We start from the raw sequence: 17,907 nt of genomic DNA on the forward strand, positions 1-17,907 counted from the left end.
ATAGAATAGGCTTGGAAAAACTTGCCGGAACGTAAAACGCGTGGAATCAGATTTTGAAATTCTGATCCCACGCGTTTTATATTCCGAAGTGGCGAGAGTGTATTTATACTTCTGTCCTTGACTTTTTAAGGTTTTTCCAAGGGTTTTTCATATTCATATATAGCCCCATCACTCGAAGGGTCGTTGTACATCATAATCACCAAATCGAACTCATGTTGGTCGATATAGTCCATGAGTGCACGGTCTTTATTATGTCGTTGGTCATAGTATGTCGTTTCGTAGAATTGCTGTGCAAGCATGAAAGTTAAGGCATTGACATAGGAGTCTTTGATGATGAGGACATGTTCCCCCTCTTCTTCAAGGGCGGGATTGGTAATTTTCAACTCCCGATAATCCCCGGTATGAAGGGTACTGTAATACACTTCCTCTTCTGTTTGCTCGAAGGCCCGTCCGTAAATGTTTTCCGCATCCACAACTTCTCCATTTTTCTCCACAATAAATTGATCGTAGGCATTATCTTCTGGATAGTATGCACACTTTTTTTCTTCTGTATCGACGGATAGATATAACTGCCTGTTGAAGCTGCCGATGAGCTTTTTATCTGGCAAACACCTTTCTTCGTAATTCTCTAAATGAAGCTTTTCGGGACGAGCAGGGAGACTTTCACGTTGATCACCCAGCCACTCAACCATTTTCTTATACCCTTCGAACGCACCACGGGCATTCCAGTGGTGATCGGTTTTAAAGAATAATTCTTTCATTTCTTTATCCGAATACGTTTGATTGAACGCGTCTAGTAAGTCGAGCTTCGGCACCTGTGGGTCTAAAGAAGAAAGGAAATGAGTACGGACAGTATCATAAGCCCCTCGTTCGATGTAATCAGGAAGCAGGAACTGCATGTTGCTCACTTTGTGTGGTGTATTTACGTAATAAAAGTCGATGCCTTCGTTATCTAACAACTGATGGAGTCCATTCACTTTTTGAGCGCTTTCTGTCAATTCCTCTTTTGGAAAGGAATGATCGGGTTCAGTCGTTATCCAATCATCATCTGATACATAATAGCCGAGCAAAAACGTTTTCCCGAGAGAAGATTGGATAGATAAATAAGCTTTCAGCCACTTATCACGCCAGGGAAATTGGTCCGTGAAAAACGCCTCGAAATCCTGCATGAATCCTCCATTTATGAATTGTTCCTTTTCAAGAGGAGGGGGAGGGGCAAGGGAACGGTTTTCAATGTAGGACGTTTCTTTGGGTGGTGTAATCATCACAAGAATCCCGAAGATGAAAATCATGCAAATGAAAAAAGCAGTTATAAGGATATTAGTGATTTTTTTCATACCGGTCCCACCCTTCTTAAAATCGGAAATAAATAAATGGATTGTACGTAGAATTAACGAGTTGAATGACAGACCCGATCATCAGCACCATATAAAATGCGGCAGCAAACAATGGGAAGATGACACGGACGGAGTTCGCCTCTAATAAATGTGAGGTTTTCTCTTTGATATAAGGAAGCACAGGCAAACTGAATAAAATGCCGAATAGGAAAATGTACCAATAGTCATTCCAATAAATATAGCTTTGACTGTCCATGATGCTGTCGATACCCCAACCGAACATTGTTTGAATATAAGCTATCGAATAGGTGAAATCATCGGCACGGAAGAATACCCATCCTATCATGACAATCAGTATGAGATAGAGATGTTGAAACGGACGCCACAACTTTTCCAACCATAAAGAAAGCCCCAGCCGTTCCACTGTAATCAACACCCCATAATAAAATCCCCAGGCCATGAAAGTCCAACTTGCCCCGTGCCAAAAGCCGGTAATAGTCCAGACAATCAATAGGTTCCGTATGGTTTTAGCCAACCCGCCGCGGTTTCCTCCAAGCGGAATATATACATAATCGCGAAACCAGGACCCAAGAGAGATGTGCCAACGTTTCCAGAACTCTGTAACATTTTTGGATATGTATGGATATCGGAAATTTTCTAAGAAATCAAAGCCAAACATTTTTCCGAGCCCGATCGCCATATCACTATAACCGGAGAAATCGAAGTAGATTTGCAGCGTATAAGCAAGAATACCGATCCATGCGGTAGCGAGACTCAACTCATCTGTCGAACGGCTGAACACACCGTCTGCCACCTCACCGAAAGCATTCGCAAGCAGCACTTTTTTAGCAAGACCTGTAATAAAGCGCCTCACTCCATAGGAAAACTTATCAAATGTCACCTTACGCTTACTCAGCTGTTCATTGACCGAGTGGTAACGGACAATCGGTCCAGCGACCAACTGCGGAAAAAGGGAGATGTAAAGAGCAAGCGAAATGAGATTCCTTTGCGGCTCGACATTTTTCCGGTAGACGTCAATGACATAACTCATTGCCTGGAACGTGAAAAAAGAAATGCCGATGGGAAGCGGAAGCTCGAGCAATTCCCAGGATGTTCCGAACAACTGATTGAAGTTTTCAATAAAGAAATCGGCATACTTGAAATAGCCTAGAATCAGCAAATTTCCGATGATCGCTAACGAGAGATAGAGTCTATTTCTTTGCGGGTTCTTCCCGATCAGCCTGCCGAAGAAATAATTCATATGGATCGAAAAGAGCATCAGGAGAATATAAATCGGTTCCCCCCATGCATAGAAAAATAAACTGGCAAGCAATAATACTATATTTTTAAGTAGTTTAGGTGATAGAAAATAAGCCAGTAAAACAATAGGCAGGAAACAAAATAAAAAGACTAAATTACTGAATACCATAAAGCACCACCGTATATGTAAAGGAATAGCACACAAAAAATACCATCTTATATTCTATCACTTTTTCATAAGGATTGTCGTTCCGATCATTCAATTTCATGTTTAAGGACTTACGACTTGTGTTATAAGACCCTATACGGAGTATTAATATTCTGAACTATTACGGGAGTATATCGTCAAAAATGAAGAAAAAAAGAATTTTATTTTACATATCATGATGTCGAAATAACCTTATGCAATGGTGTTTCTCGACAACCATTTCAAAAATTCACCAAATTTTAAAAGTTTATTGGTTGAAATAAAATTGAAATCTTGTAAAATTAGTAATTGAGAAAATTTAACCCATTACAGAGAAATAAATCCAGTTTATTAATCTATAAGTCTCACGAAAACACCTAAGAAACATACATATTGTGAGATTCGGGTTAAATGACTTAAGTAAATCTACTGATTATGTTACCAATTTTGCTCAAGGAAATATGGTGGACATTATCAGTTGAAAAATATCTTTAGGAGGAAACAACATTATGTCTTACCAACCTAAATCAAACCGTAAATTTTACGCTACAGCTCTTACAACGGCTGTTGTAGCATCCGCAGTAGCACCAGCTGCTGTATCCGCAGATCATGTGTTCAGTGATGTAAAAGATGGCGAGTATTACTCTAATGCCGTCCAATACTTAGCAGATAACGCTATTCTTCAAGGCCCTGGAGATGGTACTTTCAATCCAGACGGAGAAATCATTCGTGCTTCTGCTGCAGAAGTACTAATGAAAGCACAAGGGATCGCCCCTGGTGGAAGTGAAGACTTCTCTGATGTAGATGAAGACGACTGGTTCTATAATGCTGTCCGTGCTACTTCTCCAGCAATTTTCGAAGGTAATAACGGAGAGTTCAGCCCACAAGATAACCTGACTCGTGAACAAGCAGCAGCTATTCTTGTGCGTGCTTACGGACTAACAGGTGACACGGATCATGACTTTCCAGATGTAAAAGAAGGTAGCTGGGCGGAAGACGAAATCGCAATCGCTGCTGAAAATGGAATTATTGAAGGTAATGAAAAAGGCGAATTCATGCCTAAAGATAACGTAACCCGTAAAGACTTTGCAGTAATGGTTTACCGTGCACTAGGAGTTGTAGACAACACTGAAGTTATTGATGCAACTACTATTAACGTCACTTTGAGCAATGGTAAAGAAACTGTAATCAACCTTGATGAGCCATTGGTTGATGGTGATAACGAAGTTACATTCACCATTGATGGGAAAGAGTTTACTGTAACTGTAAATTATGAAGCAGATACAGAAGCTCCAGAGCTTACTGTAGAAGGTTTGGAAGATGAAAGCACAGTTCAAGAATCTACCGTTACTTTCACAGTGGAAGCAACAGATAACGAAGACGAAGAAGTAACTCCAGTTGTAACGCTTGGCGAAGAGGAAGTTGAAGCTAACGAAGATGGTTCTTACACTGTAGAACTTGAAGAAGGCGAAAACACTGTAACTGTTACAGCAGTAGACGAAGCTGGAAACGAAGCAACAGAAGAATATACAGTAACTTATGACGCTACAGTAGCTAATGCTACTCTAGCAGTTGAAGCTTACGAAGAACTAACTGTTGAAACATACGCTGACTATATTGAAGCAACTGAAGCTCTTCAAGCAGCAGAAGAAGCCCTTGAGCTAGTAGAAGACGAAGAAGTTACAGCTGAACTTCAAGCACGTCTAGATGCTCAAACTGAAGCTGTCGACACAGTACTTTCAGAAGTAGTAGACTCTGTTAACAATGCTTCTAACCAAGTAGAATTGAATGATGCTCTTACAGCATTCTTCAATAATGTCAATTCCGATCTAATCGAAGCATATCAGGGTGCACTTGATGGCACGGAAGAGACAGTAGAAGAAATCCAAGTGGATATTGATACACAAAATGCAGTAGCTGATGTGCTAGCAGCAGATACTCAAGTAGAACTTCTTGATGCTCTTCAATCTGGTGAAGAGAATGGCGTATTCTCTGATGTTCGTGAAGATTATATCGAAACATACGCTACTAATATCATAGACGTTTCAGAGGTAGATACTGCAGAAGAAATCCAAGCTATTATAGACGGTGCTACACAAGCAGTAGTTGACAATGCTATTGCTCAACTTGAAGAGGCAGAAGCCAATCCAAGTGATGATGCTGAACTGCAGGAAGCTGTCGATGCTGTAGCGGCTGTTCCATCTGATCTAGTAGATGATGAAGGAAATAGCATCCTTGATACCCTTCAAGAGCGTCTGGATAATGTAAGTGTTGTAAATGATGTTCTAGCGGCAGATCAAGTGAGCCAAGTTCGTTTACTAGAGTCACTAAATGAAAATGGATTTGAGAATGTTAATACTGACTATATTGCTGAATATGACGCAGCAATTGATGGAAGTCAAACAGTAGAAGAAATTCAAACGGTTATTGATCGTACTAATAGCGTAGAAGCTGCTATTGATGGAATAGATGCTCTACCGTCAGTGGAAGATCTTACATTAGAAGATGCTGACGATGTAGCGGCGGTGCGTGAACTAGTAACTACAGCAACAGACAGAGATGATGTTGTTGAAGGAGATATCACTAATCTTGATGAGTTGGCAGCCCTAGAAGCACAGCTTGGAGAACTTGAAGACCAAGTAGCAATTGATGCAGCAACTGAAGCTATCGATGCGCTACCAGCTGTTGAGGATCTTACATTAGAAGATGCTGATGCAGTAGAAGCAGCACGTGAATTAGTAACTACAGCAACAGACAGAGATGGTGTTGTTGAAGGAGATATCACTAATCTTGGGGAGTTGGCAGCCCTAGAAGCAGAATTAGTTGACCTTGAAGCAGAAGCAGAGCTTGATGCAATTGTAACTGCAGAGACTGCTGCTGAATTAGAGCCATTACTAGTTGAGCTTGAAAGTGATGCATTCAATAACCTGACTACTGTTCAACGTTTAGAGGTTTCTGAATTATTCTTGGAGACTCTAGCCAACAATGAGTATGATTCTCTTACTGCCGTTACAGAAGCCTTGGAAGCTGAGGTTGGAGTGGAAGCTGGAGAAGATACAGAAGCAACTGGTTATTATGAGCTTCTGTTTAACGTTAACAATGCCGGTTCCATCACTGAAATGGATGGAGCATTAACAACTCTTGATCTAGAAGAGTACGAAGCACTTTCTGCTGCTGAACAGCTGGAAGTAGCTGAAAACGTATTGAACAACGCTCCAGAAGGTGGATACACTTCCATTTCTGAAATCGTTGCAAACTTCTAATCTAGAATCTATATTTAAGAAGCCAACCTTCATTGGTTGGCTTCTTTCTTACATAAATGGAGGAGCTGATATAAATGATGAATAGGACAACAGAGACTGGAACACGAGCTTCCGTCCACATTCAACCAATTAAAATGAAAAAGGTAACTTTCACATCCACCCCCTTTATTAATCCTCAACAAAAGTATCAAACGATGAAAGAGCAATATAAAGATCTACTAAATAAAAATTCTCTGACAAAAGAAGACTTGGATGGTTTTCGTTCCTTAGTGGACGGTCTGGCGGCGGAAACTGATTGGTATGAAGAAGGTTTATTCAAATTACGTAAACTGAATAAAAAACATAGAAAACTACAAAAAAGTGAAACGAAGTCTCCACATGAAACCTTGGAGGACTTACTAATCAGCCAAAAACTAGTTGACTTTATCAATATAGGTGCTTCTGGGAGAGGTTGGGTTGTGGCACGCCTCGATGAAGAAGAAATAAGAAATTTAACAGAAGAAGAAGTGAAAAAACAGGTGAATGAAAAAATTACGTTATTGGATGAACACCTGTCTTTACTTAAAGCACATGACAGAGCGGAAGGTTTTATGAGCCGTCTGGCAGAGCTGGATATTTCATTTGAAAGTGACTTGTTAGCAGGAAAGGTTGCAGAGCAATTACTTTTAGAAGACCTTTCAAAGGTGAATACACTATCTGATCTTCACAAATTAATTGCTAGTGTGAAAAAGGATATTGAAGAGACGGGAATTGTTGATAGCACCTTTGAAGAAAAGACATTTGAACAGTTTCATCAAACGGCAAAAAATGAATGATTAAGAAAGCAGTTAGTTATGGAGTGCAAAGTAAAATAATAGGATTTCTCTTCTGAAGCTGATTTTCAGGTCTATATAACTAGGTGTATACACCTAGTTATTTCTTAAAGTATATAGATTCACGAATATTGTGACATTTATCTCCTGGTGTGTAGTACAATGAAATTAGTAATTTCTGTAAGGAGGAATGTTATTCTTATGAAGAAGTTTTTAACGTGTGTACTATCACTGACATTTGTATTTTCGCTCTTTACCACAAGTGTGAGTGCTGCAGACGGATTCCCGGATCTCGATCAGGTAAAATGGGCGAAGGATGAAATACTATATCTCCATGAAGAAGAAATTATTAATGGATTGCCTGATGGCACATTCGGTCCTAAGGAAAACGTTACTCGAGCACAAGTAGCAGTTATGCTCGTTAGAGATCTTTATCCAGATCAAACGGCTGAGAAAACGCCCCCTTTTGATGATTTATCAGAAACTGCCTACTATTATGATGAGATAGCTGTCGCTTATGGAAAAGGCATCATCAAGGGCGATGGAGAAAACATGAGACCAAAGGATTCAATAACTCGGGCAGAAGCTGTAGTTATGGTTGATCGCGCATACGACATTAAAAGAGATGGGGAAGTCTATGGTTTCCCTGATGCTGATAATATTCCGTGGGCAACGGAAAGCATATTAGACTTGACTTCCCAACACATCATCAATGGTACACCTGATGGCACATTCAACCCTTTCGAAAATATTATACGTGCATCGTTCGCTAAAGTGTTAGCCGCAACAATAGAGCCCTCTTTTCGTAGTTTGAGTGAAAGACAAATCTCTCAAAAGGTGGATACCTTACAGGATAAAGTTCACACGACTTTGTACGACGATTTGAAAGAGTACGGAGCGGATAGGGAAGATCGTAATTATCAAAGAATCGAAGAAGAAATCGCTCAGTATGCAACGGGTGACTTTAGCGAAGAAGTAGAAAGAGCCTATTATGATGCCTGCTTAAGCTGTGACACGTTATACTATTTCCATGATTTTGCATGGGATATCCATACAAATGTGATTGAAAACAACAGAGAAAGAATCATTGTGGAAACAGCACAGCCAGAATCTTTTGGGTACTTGGGTTCATTTGAAACCATTACCCTATTGAAAGTAGATGGCAAATGGAAGTTGGATGCTATCGACGGTAAACGCTTTGATGATGAACGCCACCTTGACCTTACAGTAGATCAGGCGGAGCAAAGAATAGCTGATGAGATAGACGAAAACGATGTTACTTTCTTATACACCTATGAAAAACGCACACAGGATCTCGGGGGAGATTATTATTATACCAATATTCATGTATTCGAAAACAATGAAGACGGTTCTGAAATAGAAGTGGATGCCTCCACCGGTGGGATTCTGCTTTAAGGAACGGGTTTAAAAGGATAATCATAAAAAGGCTTCTGTACAATACAGAAGCCTTTTTATGATTATAATGAAAAATAATCTTTATAGAAGAATAGATTCATAGGTGAAAAGACTTAAAAACTCAACAAATCCCTTATTATATATAGTATAATTGGAATATTACATATACAGGAGGATGTTGGATATTGAGGAAAATTGTTTCATTTGTGTTTGCAATTACATTGGTATTATCCTTTTCTAACTACTACGTCAGTGCGGAGAATTTCCCGGATTTGGATACAACCCCTTGGGCAAAAGAAGAAATAATATTCTTGAATGAACAAGGAATTATTAACGGGTTACCAGATGGGAAATTTGGCCCTAAGGTTAATGTAACCCGTGCACAAGTAGCCGTTATGTTAGTAAGGGATCTTTACCCGAATGAAAGTCCCCGAGCTGAACCGCCTTTTAATGATCTATCAGAAACTGCCTATTATTATGATGATTTGGTCGTCGCCTATGAAAAAGGCATTATGCAAGGTGATGGGGAAAACATGAGACCTACAGATTACATAAGCCGCGCAGAAGTAGCGGTCATGGTGGATCGCGCTTACGAAATAAAACGGAACGAAGAAGTCTATGGTTTTTCTGACGCCAATAATATCTCTTGGGCAACGGAAAGTATTTTAGACCTTAACTCTCTCCATATTATAAATGGTCTTCCAGACGGCACATTTAAACCGTTTAAGAATATTACTCGGGCAGAATTTGCAAAGGTCTTAGCTGCAACGATTGAGCCCTCATTTAGGAAAGACACGACTCCAGAGCTGTTGAGCAACAGCCAAATAGCTGCTAAAGTGGATCAGCTCCAGGATAAGGTATTCCATACGATGTATGATGACTTGATGGAGCATGCGATTTATCCTTCAGATAATCGAGATTATAATAGAATAGAAGGCGATCTGAATCCTTATATAACAGATGATTTCAATACAGTCGTTGAACGTGCTTATTATAATGCTTGCGTAGAATGTGACAGCTTATACTTTGCGAAAAATTTCGCATGGGATATCCATACGAATGTTTTAGAAAATAACCAAAATGAAATTATTGTGGAAACAGCGCAGTTGGAAAATTATGCATATTATGGATCATTTGAAATAATAACGTTGCAGAAAGAAGAAGGGAACTGGAAGCTGCAGGCTCGGGATTGGAAGAGGTTTGAGGCCCGACGCCATTTGAATCTGACTGTTGATCAAGCAAAGCAGAGGATTATAGATCATACGAACACCACGGATATCAGCTATTGGTATTCTTATGATAGATATAATGAGGATGCAGAGGGCGATTACTACATCACTAAAGTATACGTATTCATGGATAATAAGTCGGGAGATGAAATAGAAGTAGATTCATCCACTGGTGGAATCCCAATCTAATAATTACTAAGAATGAAAGGTTTCTGTACAATACAGAAGCCTTTCATTTTTATCCCGAACAGAAACTCTCATCTGTTATTTCCACATACCCTGCACCTCCTTCCCGACAAAGCCGGAAAAGAATCCCCGTCATTTCATCATGTAATAAATATGAAGCGTATGTAAAAACTCTCTTGAATTAGAAAAATATGTAGGAATTCTGCGAAAATTCTTGTAATATAAAACTATAGATACATAGTCTTCGAGCGATAGTAGGAGGGATAAATAGGCTCTCAGTTCGTAGAAAGACGTAGACGTAAGTAGTTTATTCGAAACCATTCAAGGAGGAATCATTACAATGAAGAACTTGAACAACCACAAAGGGAAAATTTCGATTACAGCCGCTGGGGCAGCGATGCTTGCCGCTTCCCTTACACCAGCTGCAACAGTATCCGCTGACCACATTTTCCCAGACGTTTCAGAAGACCACATGTACCATGACATCATCCATGACCTACACGAAGCAGGAGTTGTAAATGGGTATATCGACGGGACTTTTAGCACCGCAGACCCGGTGACAAGAGCACAAGCAGCTAAGATGATGGCGAACATGTTGGACTTGGATACTAGTAATACCGATTCTAAGTTTTCCGATGTTTCCGAAAATGCCTGGTATGCAGGTTCTGTCCATGCACTTAGCGAGGCAGGCTATATTGATGGTGTTGGAAATGGTAAGTTCGCCCCAGATAGAGAAATGAGCCGTGCGGAGTTTGCGGAACTGATTGTGGATGCCTACGACTTGGAAATAAAAGAAATCGATCATCCTTTTGAAGATTTGAAAGAAGGGTCCTGGTACGAGTCGGCTGTTGTGACATTGTACGCCCACGGATTGATTTCCGGCCTCTCAGAAACAGAGTTCGGCCCTGACTATAAAATTAAGCGTGGAGACTTTGCCTGGTTATTAGCGACAACAGACTATAAGTTTGGTGATAAACTTCCGAAACCTGAAAAAGAAAACTATGAGCTCTCCTTGATGCACACGAATGATACGCATGGTCATTTAGATGATATCGCTCGCAGAGTTACAGCAGTGGAAGAAGTGCGGGAAGAAAACCCAGATGCCCTGCTTCTTGATGCCGGGGATGTGTTCTCAGGGACTTTATATTTCAATGAATTCAAAGGACAGGCAGATCTGGAGTTCATGAACATGATGGATTACGACATGATGACATTCGGAAACCATGAATTCGATCTTGGTTCAAGCCCAGAAGGTCATGAGGCGTTAGCTGACTTTGTTAAGGGAGCAGAGTTCCCATTCGTAAGTTCAAATGTGGACTTCAGTCAAGATGAAAACATGGCAGGCTTGTATAAAAAATATGTCAGTAAACTACCTTCTGATGGAATGGCTTACAATAGTGTCATCAAGAAAGTGGATGGAGAAGAGGTTGGTTTCTTCGGCCTCACAACGGAAGAAACAGCAGAGATTTCCAGTCCAGCTGATGTCCAATTTGAAGACTACATCGAAACAGCCGAGGATCGTGTAGAAGCACTGGAAGAACTCGGTGTCGATAAAATTGTAGCTCTGACTCACATCGGTTATGACGATAACTCAGCCTATGATAATGATCAACTGTTAGCGGAAGTAGACGGTATCGATATCATTGTTGGTGGCCACACCCACTCTGCATTAGATAAGCCGGTGGAAGTGACGACAGATGAGAATGGTGATCCTAAAGACCCGACCATTATCGTTCAAGCAGGTCAATATGGAGGGAACTTAGGTACATTAGATGTTGAATTCGACGAAAACGGTGTCGTCGTCGGCTATGCTGGAGAATTGATCGATGTCTCTGAAAAAGAAGAGGATCCGGAAGCTGCGGAAATCCTTGAAAAATATGCGGACCAGGTAGAAGAAGTCAGAAATGAAGAAAGTGGTGGAGTTGCTGCAGAAGCGTTTCCTAATCCACGTGGAACAGATGAAGACCCAACGAGTGTAAGGAATAGTGAAACAGCACTTGGAAACTTAATTACAGATGGAATGCTTGCCAAAGCACAAGAATTCAACAGCGAAACAATAGCTGCTTTCCAAAACTCCGGAGGTATTCGTACTTCGATTGATGAAGGCCCGATTACAATCGGTGAAATCCTGACGGTTATGCCATTTGGTAATACATTAGCAACAATGGAGCTGACAGGTGCTGAGGTGAAAGAAGCGTTAGAACATAGTGTCAGCAATGCTCCAGGCGAAAGTGGTGGCTTCCTGCAAGTGTCCGGCTTGAACTATACGTATGATAGCTCAGAGGCTGTAGGAGAGCGCGTTCAGGAAGTTACCCTTAACCAGGGCGGTGAATGGGTAGCATTAGATGAGAACGAAACATATGTAATTGCTACAAATGCCTTTACAGCTAAAGGTGGAGACGGTTATGAAGTCTTTGCAAATGCTTATGACGAAGGTCGAGTGACGGACCTTGGCCTTTCTGATTGGGAAGTCTTCCGTGAATATGTAGCGGAAAAAGGAACAGTTGAACCAGTCATCGAAGATCGTATCCAGGATGTAGCAGGCGAATAAAAACATAGTAAAAGGCGCAATCCTTAATGGGGATTGCGCCTTTTCTATGAAACTCTTAATCTACTCGGTAACCAGGAGCGATGGCACGTGTCATGAATACGGCGAACTGATCACGGGACACGGTTGTTTTAGGTGCAAAAGTATTTGGATCACCATAACCGTTTGTAATTCCAGCATGATATAGACGGTTCACTTCCTCATCATACCAGGAGTTAGTCACAACATCAGTGAAAGGATGGCTTTCATTTGTTGCCGGGAATTCATACAAACGTTGCAGGACGACAGCCATTTCTGCCCGTGTTAACGTAGCACCAGGTTTGAATTCATTATTCCCAGTTCCCTGAAATAACCCTTCATCCACTGCTGCAGCGATTTCGTCATAATAAGGGTAATCTTTCGGAACATCCTCAAACCCGGGATCCGGACGATCACCGATTTCTGTGTGATTCGCTCTAGTGATCAATAAAACAGCCTGCCAGCGTGTCAGAGGATCTCCGACACCGAATTTTCCTCCAGGAATACCATTAATGATACTGCGGTTATATAAATAATTGATATGTTCTTGAGCATAGTAACCATCAGCTACATCACTGAACGAGAATGTTAAATACATAGAAGTCAAAAAGCCGGTTTGCCCATCTTCCGTTCTTACCGGGTACCATACAAAATGGTTTTTGCGATCTTCCACTTTTTCATAGACGAATGGACCGGTGATTTCTACTTTTTCCCCTTTATCAACACCCATGATTTTTTCACTATCACTTGTAGGACTCTTTCTTAGGTTAGTATCCACGGTCACTTCCGCCTGGAAACCATCTTCTAAGTGGTGGCGTGTTTTAGTCAATGGCAGGTTGACTTCGTATTTCATCTTATTGAATGTAATATTGTCGCTGCTCTCCCTATCGTACTCGAAGTCATCTTTTTCGAATGGGAGGGATTCAAGGTCCAGGTAGCTGTATTTTTCGATAATTTGGAAAACCTGTTCCTGGTAAGCACCATCGTTATGTTTTCCATCACGGTCGATGGGGCTGTTCACCGGCTTGATACCGTTGTAAGCCATAACAGCGAAATACCAATGTTCGATGACGTTTCTTTCCATCCCATTAATCTTAGGTAGATCATTTCTTTCGAACATATCATCAAGCACTTCCACACCTGCTTTTATGTTGTAAGGCAAATCATATTTCAGGCGCTTTTCATCTAATAAAGGCTTGTTCGTCACTTGCATCAGACCAATGCCCCCATCAGCAGATACGATTGGCTCCCCATCCTCATCGAAATGTTTCCAATCGCCATTTTCTTTTTCAGCGACAGCTTTGACAACTTCAGGAGGTATATCATATTTCAGAGCAGTTTCTGTTAGTAAACAGTTGACGGTTTGAAGATCAGGATTTTCTTCTGGTAGATTTTCCAGATTACATTTTTCAGAAATGGTGCTTTCCGCATGTACAGGTATGTTAGTAAAAGCTAGAAAGCTAAAAATCATGATCGCACTAATGGTGATTTTTTTCATATGTAGGGTTCCCCTTCCTAGTTCAATATTCGTAGTTTATAGAATACCATAATCTGGGTAGTATAAAAAGGTGATTGCTAGAATGCTAGCAAACGATTGGGAAAGTAAGTATAATAGATGCTGTAAAAGGTATACATAAAAGGCATCTTAGGTTTTCGTAGGGGGTAAAATGTATGAAAAAACAGGTCAGTGTCCGTATCGAAGAGAGTTTGAATAATGAAATTGAAAAGAAGGCAAAAGAGCTGGGTATTAGTAAAAGCGCTTTCATGTCTTTCTCTACCCAGTTTTTCCTCCGTCAATTGACTCACGCGGAGAGCTCATCAGCCTCCAAGCAGTTCAATATGTATGAATTGATTAAGACCAATCTGGAAAATCAATATAGAAATGATTAACCGAAAAAACCGCTACCTCCCAAGTAGCGGTTTTTTCCATATACTTTTCTTATCGCAGAGCATCAAAGCTTTCAGCACAAATAAAAGGAGGGCCTCAGGGTCTGCGGAACGCCCACAAGAAAAACGGATGAAAGCAAGAACGTGTGTAGTTTCTACAAGCTCGTACCAAACACAGCAAATCGTCGTATCCCAGACCAGAAGCCCCCATCCGTTATTTCCTTCCAACTAGTGAAATAAAAAGATAGGCACTATATTAGCGCCTATTCTTCTTACCGTGCTCCATTCTATTCTCTATATCTCCATTACTTCTGTACTGGATAAGCCCTCCATTTCGACAAATCCAAATCCTGTTTTTTTCAAAGACTCAGCAGGGAAAATGAACGTCCATGGCTTACTTGTGTTCATGTTGACCGTCAGTGATTTCAGTTTGAATCCGCCTTCTGCTACTACTTCCTCTGACCTATCTTCGAAACGGAGCGGTAACTGACGAAGAGTCAAACCCTGCTCGCTGCCGTTGCGGATCAAAAGCGTGACGTGAAGATCGCCATTATCCGCCTGACGGGCGTCGAGACCAAAGAAATTCACTTCTCCTGCCTTTGGAGGTTTCATCGAATCGACCAGCTGATGAAGTCTTTGCGCCTCTTCCTGAGGCAGGCTTTCTTTCCAGTGGTCTGAAAGGTCTAAGGAATGCTTGGTTGGCTTCTTTTTCAGCTCGAGCGCAAGACGCCACCCCTGGGCGGGTATTTCCTTTTCCGAATCACGAATGCTGGAAGGTGGGAACAAGAAAGTCCATGGGCGACTTGACTTACCTGGGATTGTTCCGACCGCGCTCAAATCAAACGGTTGGCGAGCGACGGTTTCTCCTTGTTTATCTAAAATTATAATAGCGGCGGGCTTCATTTGTATCCCTTTGGATAATGAATTTCGAACAAAGGCATCGACGATTAGTCCGCCGTCTTTTTCCTTGATTTCAACCCCATACACACTTACCTGGTTCGGTTGCAGTGGCGGCAGTTCCTGATTCAAGAACCGGTACACGTACACTTCTTCTTCTGGAAGGTGCCATTCTGGATGGATGGAAAGGTCTGTGTAGATTTCACTCTCCTTCTCATCTAACGGCTTCTGATCGACAAAATCGCCTGCATCTACACCACTTTCATCAAAAGTACCATCTTCATGGAGCTCTTTCTTTTTCAGGAAATTAAACATCAGACGCTGCCTCCTTTGCTGTCTTCTTCTTAGGAGCCCGGGACAATTTTGCCATGAGAATGACCAGCTCTTTCTTGATCTGGGTAAAGTTGTGCTGGAAGATATCCAGACCATCTTTCTCATAGAGGCGAATCGGATCTTCTTGTTGATATTGTCGGATGCCGATTCCTTCTTTCAACCGGTTCATCATCTCAAGATGGCGGACCCAAAGCTGATCAAGGGCGGTGACAGCCCCTTGTTTCCAGCGGGTTTGAAGAACCGTGTCCATTTCAAACTTCTTCAATTCACCTAAATAATGATCGACGAAAGGAGCAAGTTTTTCTTCCAAATCTTCCTTGCTTTCATAAGAACCTTCAGAGAGCCCGGATTCTTGAACGAAAGGAATCCCGCGTCGTAATTCCTCTTCCAGGTGCTCCAGCGGCCAATTTTCTGGTACGACAGTTTCCGGACAATAACGATCGATTTCGCTTTGGAGGTAATCCGTGACCATCGGGGAAACAAGTTCGATAGTGTTTTTCTCTTGGAGTATTCGATCTCGTAATTCATAAATGACTTTCCGCTGGTCATTGATGACATCATCCAATTTCAATGTGAACTCCCGGATATTATAGTTGCTTCCTTCACTGATTTTTTGGACCGTATCAATGAACTTATGAAAATCTTTATTCAACACCTGTCCATTGTCATCCGTTTTAATCGATTTTAGCTTACGGTCCCGTTCGACTTTAGCGAATCTTTCAATCATATCGTCTTCTAAAGAAATGATGAATTGGGAGGAACCAGGGTCTCCCTGGCGGCCTGACCTCCCTTTCAGTTGATTATCGATCCTCCGTGACTCATGACGTTCCGTACCGATGACATGAAGCCCTCCCAGTTCCTGGACTCCTTCACCAAGCATGATGTCTGTTCCACGTCCTGCCATGTTCGTTGCAATCGTAATCGTCCCTTTTTGACCGGCTAGTGAAATAAGGCGTACTTCCTGTTCGATACTTTTCGCATTCAACAGTTCATAGGAAAAACCAGCCTCATCGAGGTATTCCGCTGCTTTGTCGGATTGAAGAATGGAAGAGGTTCCGATCAAGATCGGTTGCCCTGTCTGATGGACAGCTGCTACTTCCCGGACAAGCTCTTCATATTTCTGTTCTTTATTCAAGAAAACTTTATCCGGTCTATCCTCACGTAAAATCGGCTTGTTGGTTGGAACTTGAATAACATCCATCCCATAAACCGTTTGAAATTCCTTTTCTTCTGTTTTGGCTGTCCCGGTCATACCGGACAATGTCGGGTACATACGGAAATAGTTTTGCACAGTGATGGATGCTTGCGGTTTGTTCTCTTCGGTAATATCTAATCCTTCTTTCGCTTCTAAAGCCTGATGAAGGCCATCAGACATTGAACGGCCTTCCATTAAGCGACCGGTGAACATATCGACAAGCTTCAGTTCACGCCCTTCGACAATATAGTCGACATCACGTTCAAACATAACTAAGGCCCGGACAGCCTGAATCATATAATGGTAGAGTGTTTGGTGTTCGATATCAAACAAATTGTCGATGCCGAACGCCCGCTCGATCTTTGTAATACCATCTTCGGTTAAAGTCACGCTTTTCGTTTCCACGTCATATTGATAATCCTCTTCCCGTTGGAAGGAACGGGCCAATTTTGCCCCGACTTTATGAAGGTTGGCACTGGATTGCATTTTACCGGCAATGACTAATGGGGTTTTCGCTTCATCGACAAGCACACTATCAATCTCATCCACAATTGCAAAATGATACGGACGCTGGACTTTCTGATTGATGTCTTTCACCATATGATCCCTGAGAAAGTCAAAACCGAATTCGGTGCCGATACCATAGGTGATGTCCGCTTGATAAGCCGCTTTCTTTTCAGCCTGGGAGATTCCAGGGACGTTGAGGCCTACAGTCAGACCGAGGAACTCATGCAAAGGTCCCATCATTTCAAAGTCACGTCTTGCTAAATATTCATTGACAGTGATGACATGGACGCCTTTACCTTCCAGCGCTTTTAAATAACTGGCAAGTGTGGCGACTAAAGTTTTTCCTTCTCCTGTCGCCATTTCAGCAATATCCCCGTCCGTCAATACAAGCCCTCCGACTAGCTGTACATCGAAGTGGCGCATCCCCAGAACCCGTTTGGCAGCTTCACGGACTACGGCGAAAGCTTCTTCTCTTATCTCATATATACTCGTTCCATTATGTAAAAGTTGTTGAAACTGAACGGTCTTTTCTCTCAATTCTTCATTCGACAAACGGATCATTTCATCTTCATAAGCATTGATGGACTGGACAGATGAATCGTATTTCTTCCATTGACGTTCATTCTTGGCAGGCAAAATCTTTTTCATTGATTCTATCATCTATACAGACGCTCCTTGAAAAAATAGTCATTATATCATATCTTAGCATGTTATCAGACTTTTTTTCTACAATCCTACCAATCAAACTATTTTTAGTGACGAAATATTTAGGATATTCGATTGATTTGTGTGAATTATTTGAATATAATTGTAAATGTAAATTACTAGAAAG

The 17,907-nt window shown here is 41.4% G+C and carries 11 protein-coding genes; 6 read left to right on the forward strand and 5 right to left on the reverse strand.

The window, feature by feature from the left end; translation table 11 throughout:
* Nucleotides 1-125: 125 nt before the first annotated feature.
* Nucleotides 126-1,337, reverse strand: a complete 1,212-nt coding sequence (locus tag BMZ58_RS14565) for a DHHW family protein (protein WP_075037291.1) — start codon at nt 1,335-1,337, stop codon at nt 126-128.
* A gap of 16 nt (nt 1,338-1,353) precedes the next feature.
* Nucleotides 1,354-2,766, reverse strand: coding sequence for an MBOAT family O-acyltransferase (locus tag BMZ58_RS14570; RefSeq protein WP_075037292.1), 1,413 nt, complete (start codon nt 2,764-2,766; stop codon nt 1,354-1,356).
* Between the two features lie 527 nt (nt 2,767-3,293).
* Between BMZ58_RS14570 and BMZ58_RS14575 the strand changes: the two genes are divergently transcribed.
* The 5 genes from BMZ58_RS14575 (at nt 3,294) to BMZ58_RS14595 (ending at nt 12,241) form a co-directional block, all read left to right on the forward strand.
* Nucleotides 3,294-6,047 carry an S-layer homology domain-containing protein gene (locus tag BMZ58_RS14575; RefSeq protein ID WP_075037293.1) on the forward strand — a complete coding sequence of 918 codons (2,754 nt, stop codon included), beginning with the start codon at nt 3,294-3,296 and terminating at the stop codon, nt 6,045-6,047.
* Nucleotides 6,048-6,121: 74 nt separating this feature from the next.
* On the forward strand, nt 6,122-6,862 hold the full coding sequence (locus BMZ58_RS14580) for a hypothetical protein (RefSeq protein WP_075037294.1): 741 nt from the start codon (nt 6,122-6,124) through the stop codon (nt 6,860-6,862).
* A 198-nt stretch (nt 6,863-7,060) separates the two neighbouring features.
* Nucleotides 7,061-8,275 carry an S-layer homology domain-containing protein gene (locus BMZ58_RS14585; protein ID WP_075037295.1) on the forward strand — a complete coding sequence of 405 codons (1,215 nt, stop codon included), beginning with the start codon at nt 7,061-7,063 and terminating at the stop codon, nt 8,273-8,275.
* Nucleotides 8,276-8,460: 185 nt separating this feature from the next.
* Nucleotides 8,461-9,693 (forward strand): S-layer homology domain-containing protein, encoded by a 1,233-nt coding sequence (locus BMZ58_RS14590; protein ID WP_075037296.1) that lies wholly within the window; start codon nt 8,461-8,463, stop codon nt 9,691-9,693.
* 337 nt (nt 9,694-10,030) lie between these two features.
* The gene (locus BMZ58_RS14595; protein WP_139207349.1) at nt 10,031-12,241 is read left to right on the forward strand and encodes a 5'-nucleotidase C-terminal domain-containing protein; all 2,211 of its coding nucleotides are present in this window, start codon (nt 10,031-10,033) and stop codon (nt 12,239-12,241) included.
* Nucleotides 12,242-12,296: 55 nt separating this feature from the next.
* On the opposite strand, the gene BMZ58_RS14600 is transcribed toward BMZ58_RS14595, so the two are convergent.
* Nucleotides 12,297-13,754, reverse strand: a complete 1,458-nt coding sequence (locus BMZ58_RS14600) for an S-layer homology domain-containing protein (RefSeq protein ID WP_075037297.1) — start codon at nt 13,752-13,754, stop codon at nt 12,297-12,299.
* A gap of 173 nt (nt 13,755-13,927) precedes the next feature.
* On the opposite strand from BMZ58_RS14600, the gene BMZ58_RS14605 reads away from it, so the two are divergent.
* Nucleotides 13,928-14,146: a hypothetical protein gene (locus BMZ58_RS14605; RefSeq protein ID WP_075037298.1), complete on the forward strand. Its 219-nt coding sequence runs from the start codon at nt 13,928-13,930 to the stop codon at nt 14,144-14,146.
* A gap of 291 nt (nt 14,147-14,437) precedes the next feature.
* Here the strand turns inward: BMZ58_RS14605 and BMZ58_RS14610 are convergent, their stop codons facing one another.
* Complete coding sequence (locus tag BMZ58_RS14610; protein WP_083412806.1) at nt 14,438-15,355, reverse strand: accessory Sec system S-layer assembly protein; 918 nt, start codon at nt 15,353-15,355, stop codon at nt 14,438-14,440.
* On the reverse strand, nt 15,348-17,735 hold the full coding sequence (gene secA2 / locus BMZ58_RS14615; RefSeq protein ID WP_075037299.1) for an accessory Sec system translocase SecA2: 2,388 nt from the start codon (nt 17,733-17,735) through the stop codon (nt 15,348-15,350). Before secA2 ends, BMZ58_RS14610 begins: the two co-directional genes overlap by 8 nt.
* Nucleotides 17,736-17,907 lie beyond the last annotated feature (172 nt).

Source organism: Halobacillus dabanensis, from assembly GCF_900114165.1.
Taxonomy (GTDB): domain Bacteria; phylum Bacillota; class Bacilli; order Bacillales; family Halobacillaceae; genus Halobacillus; species Halobacillus dabanensis.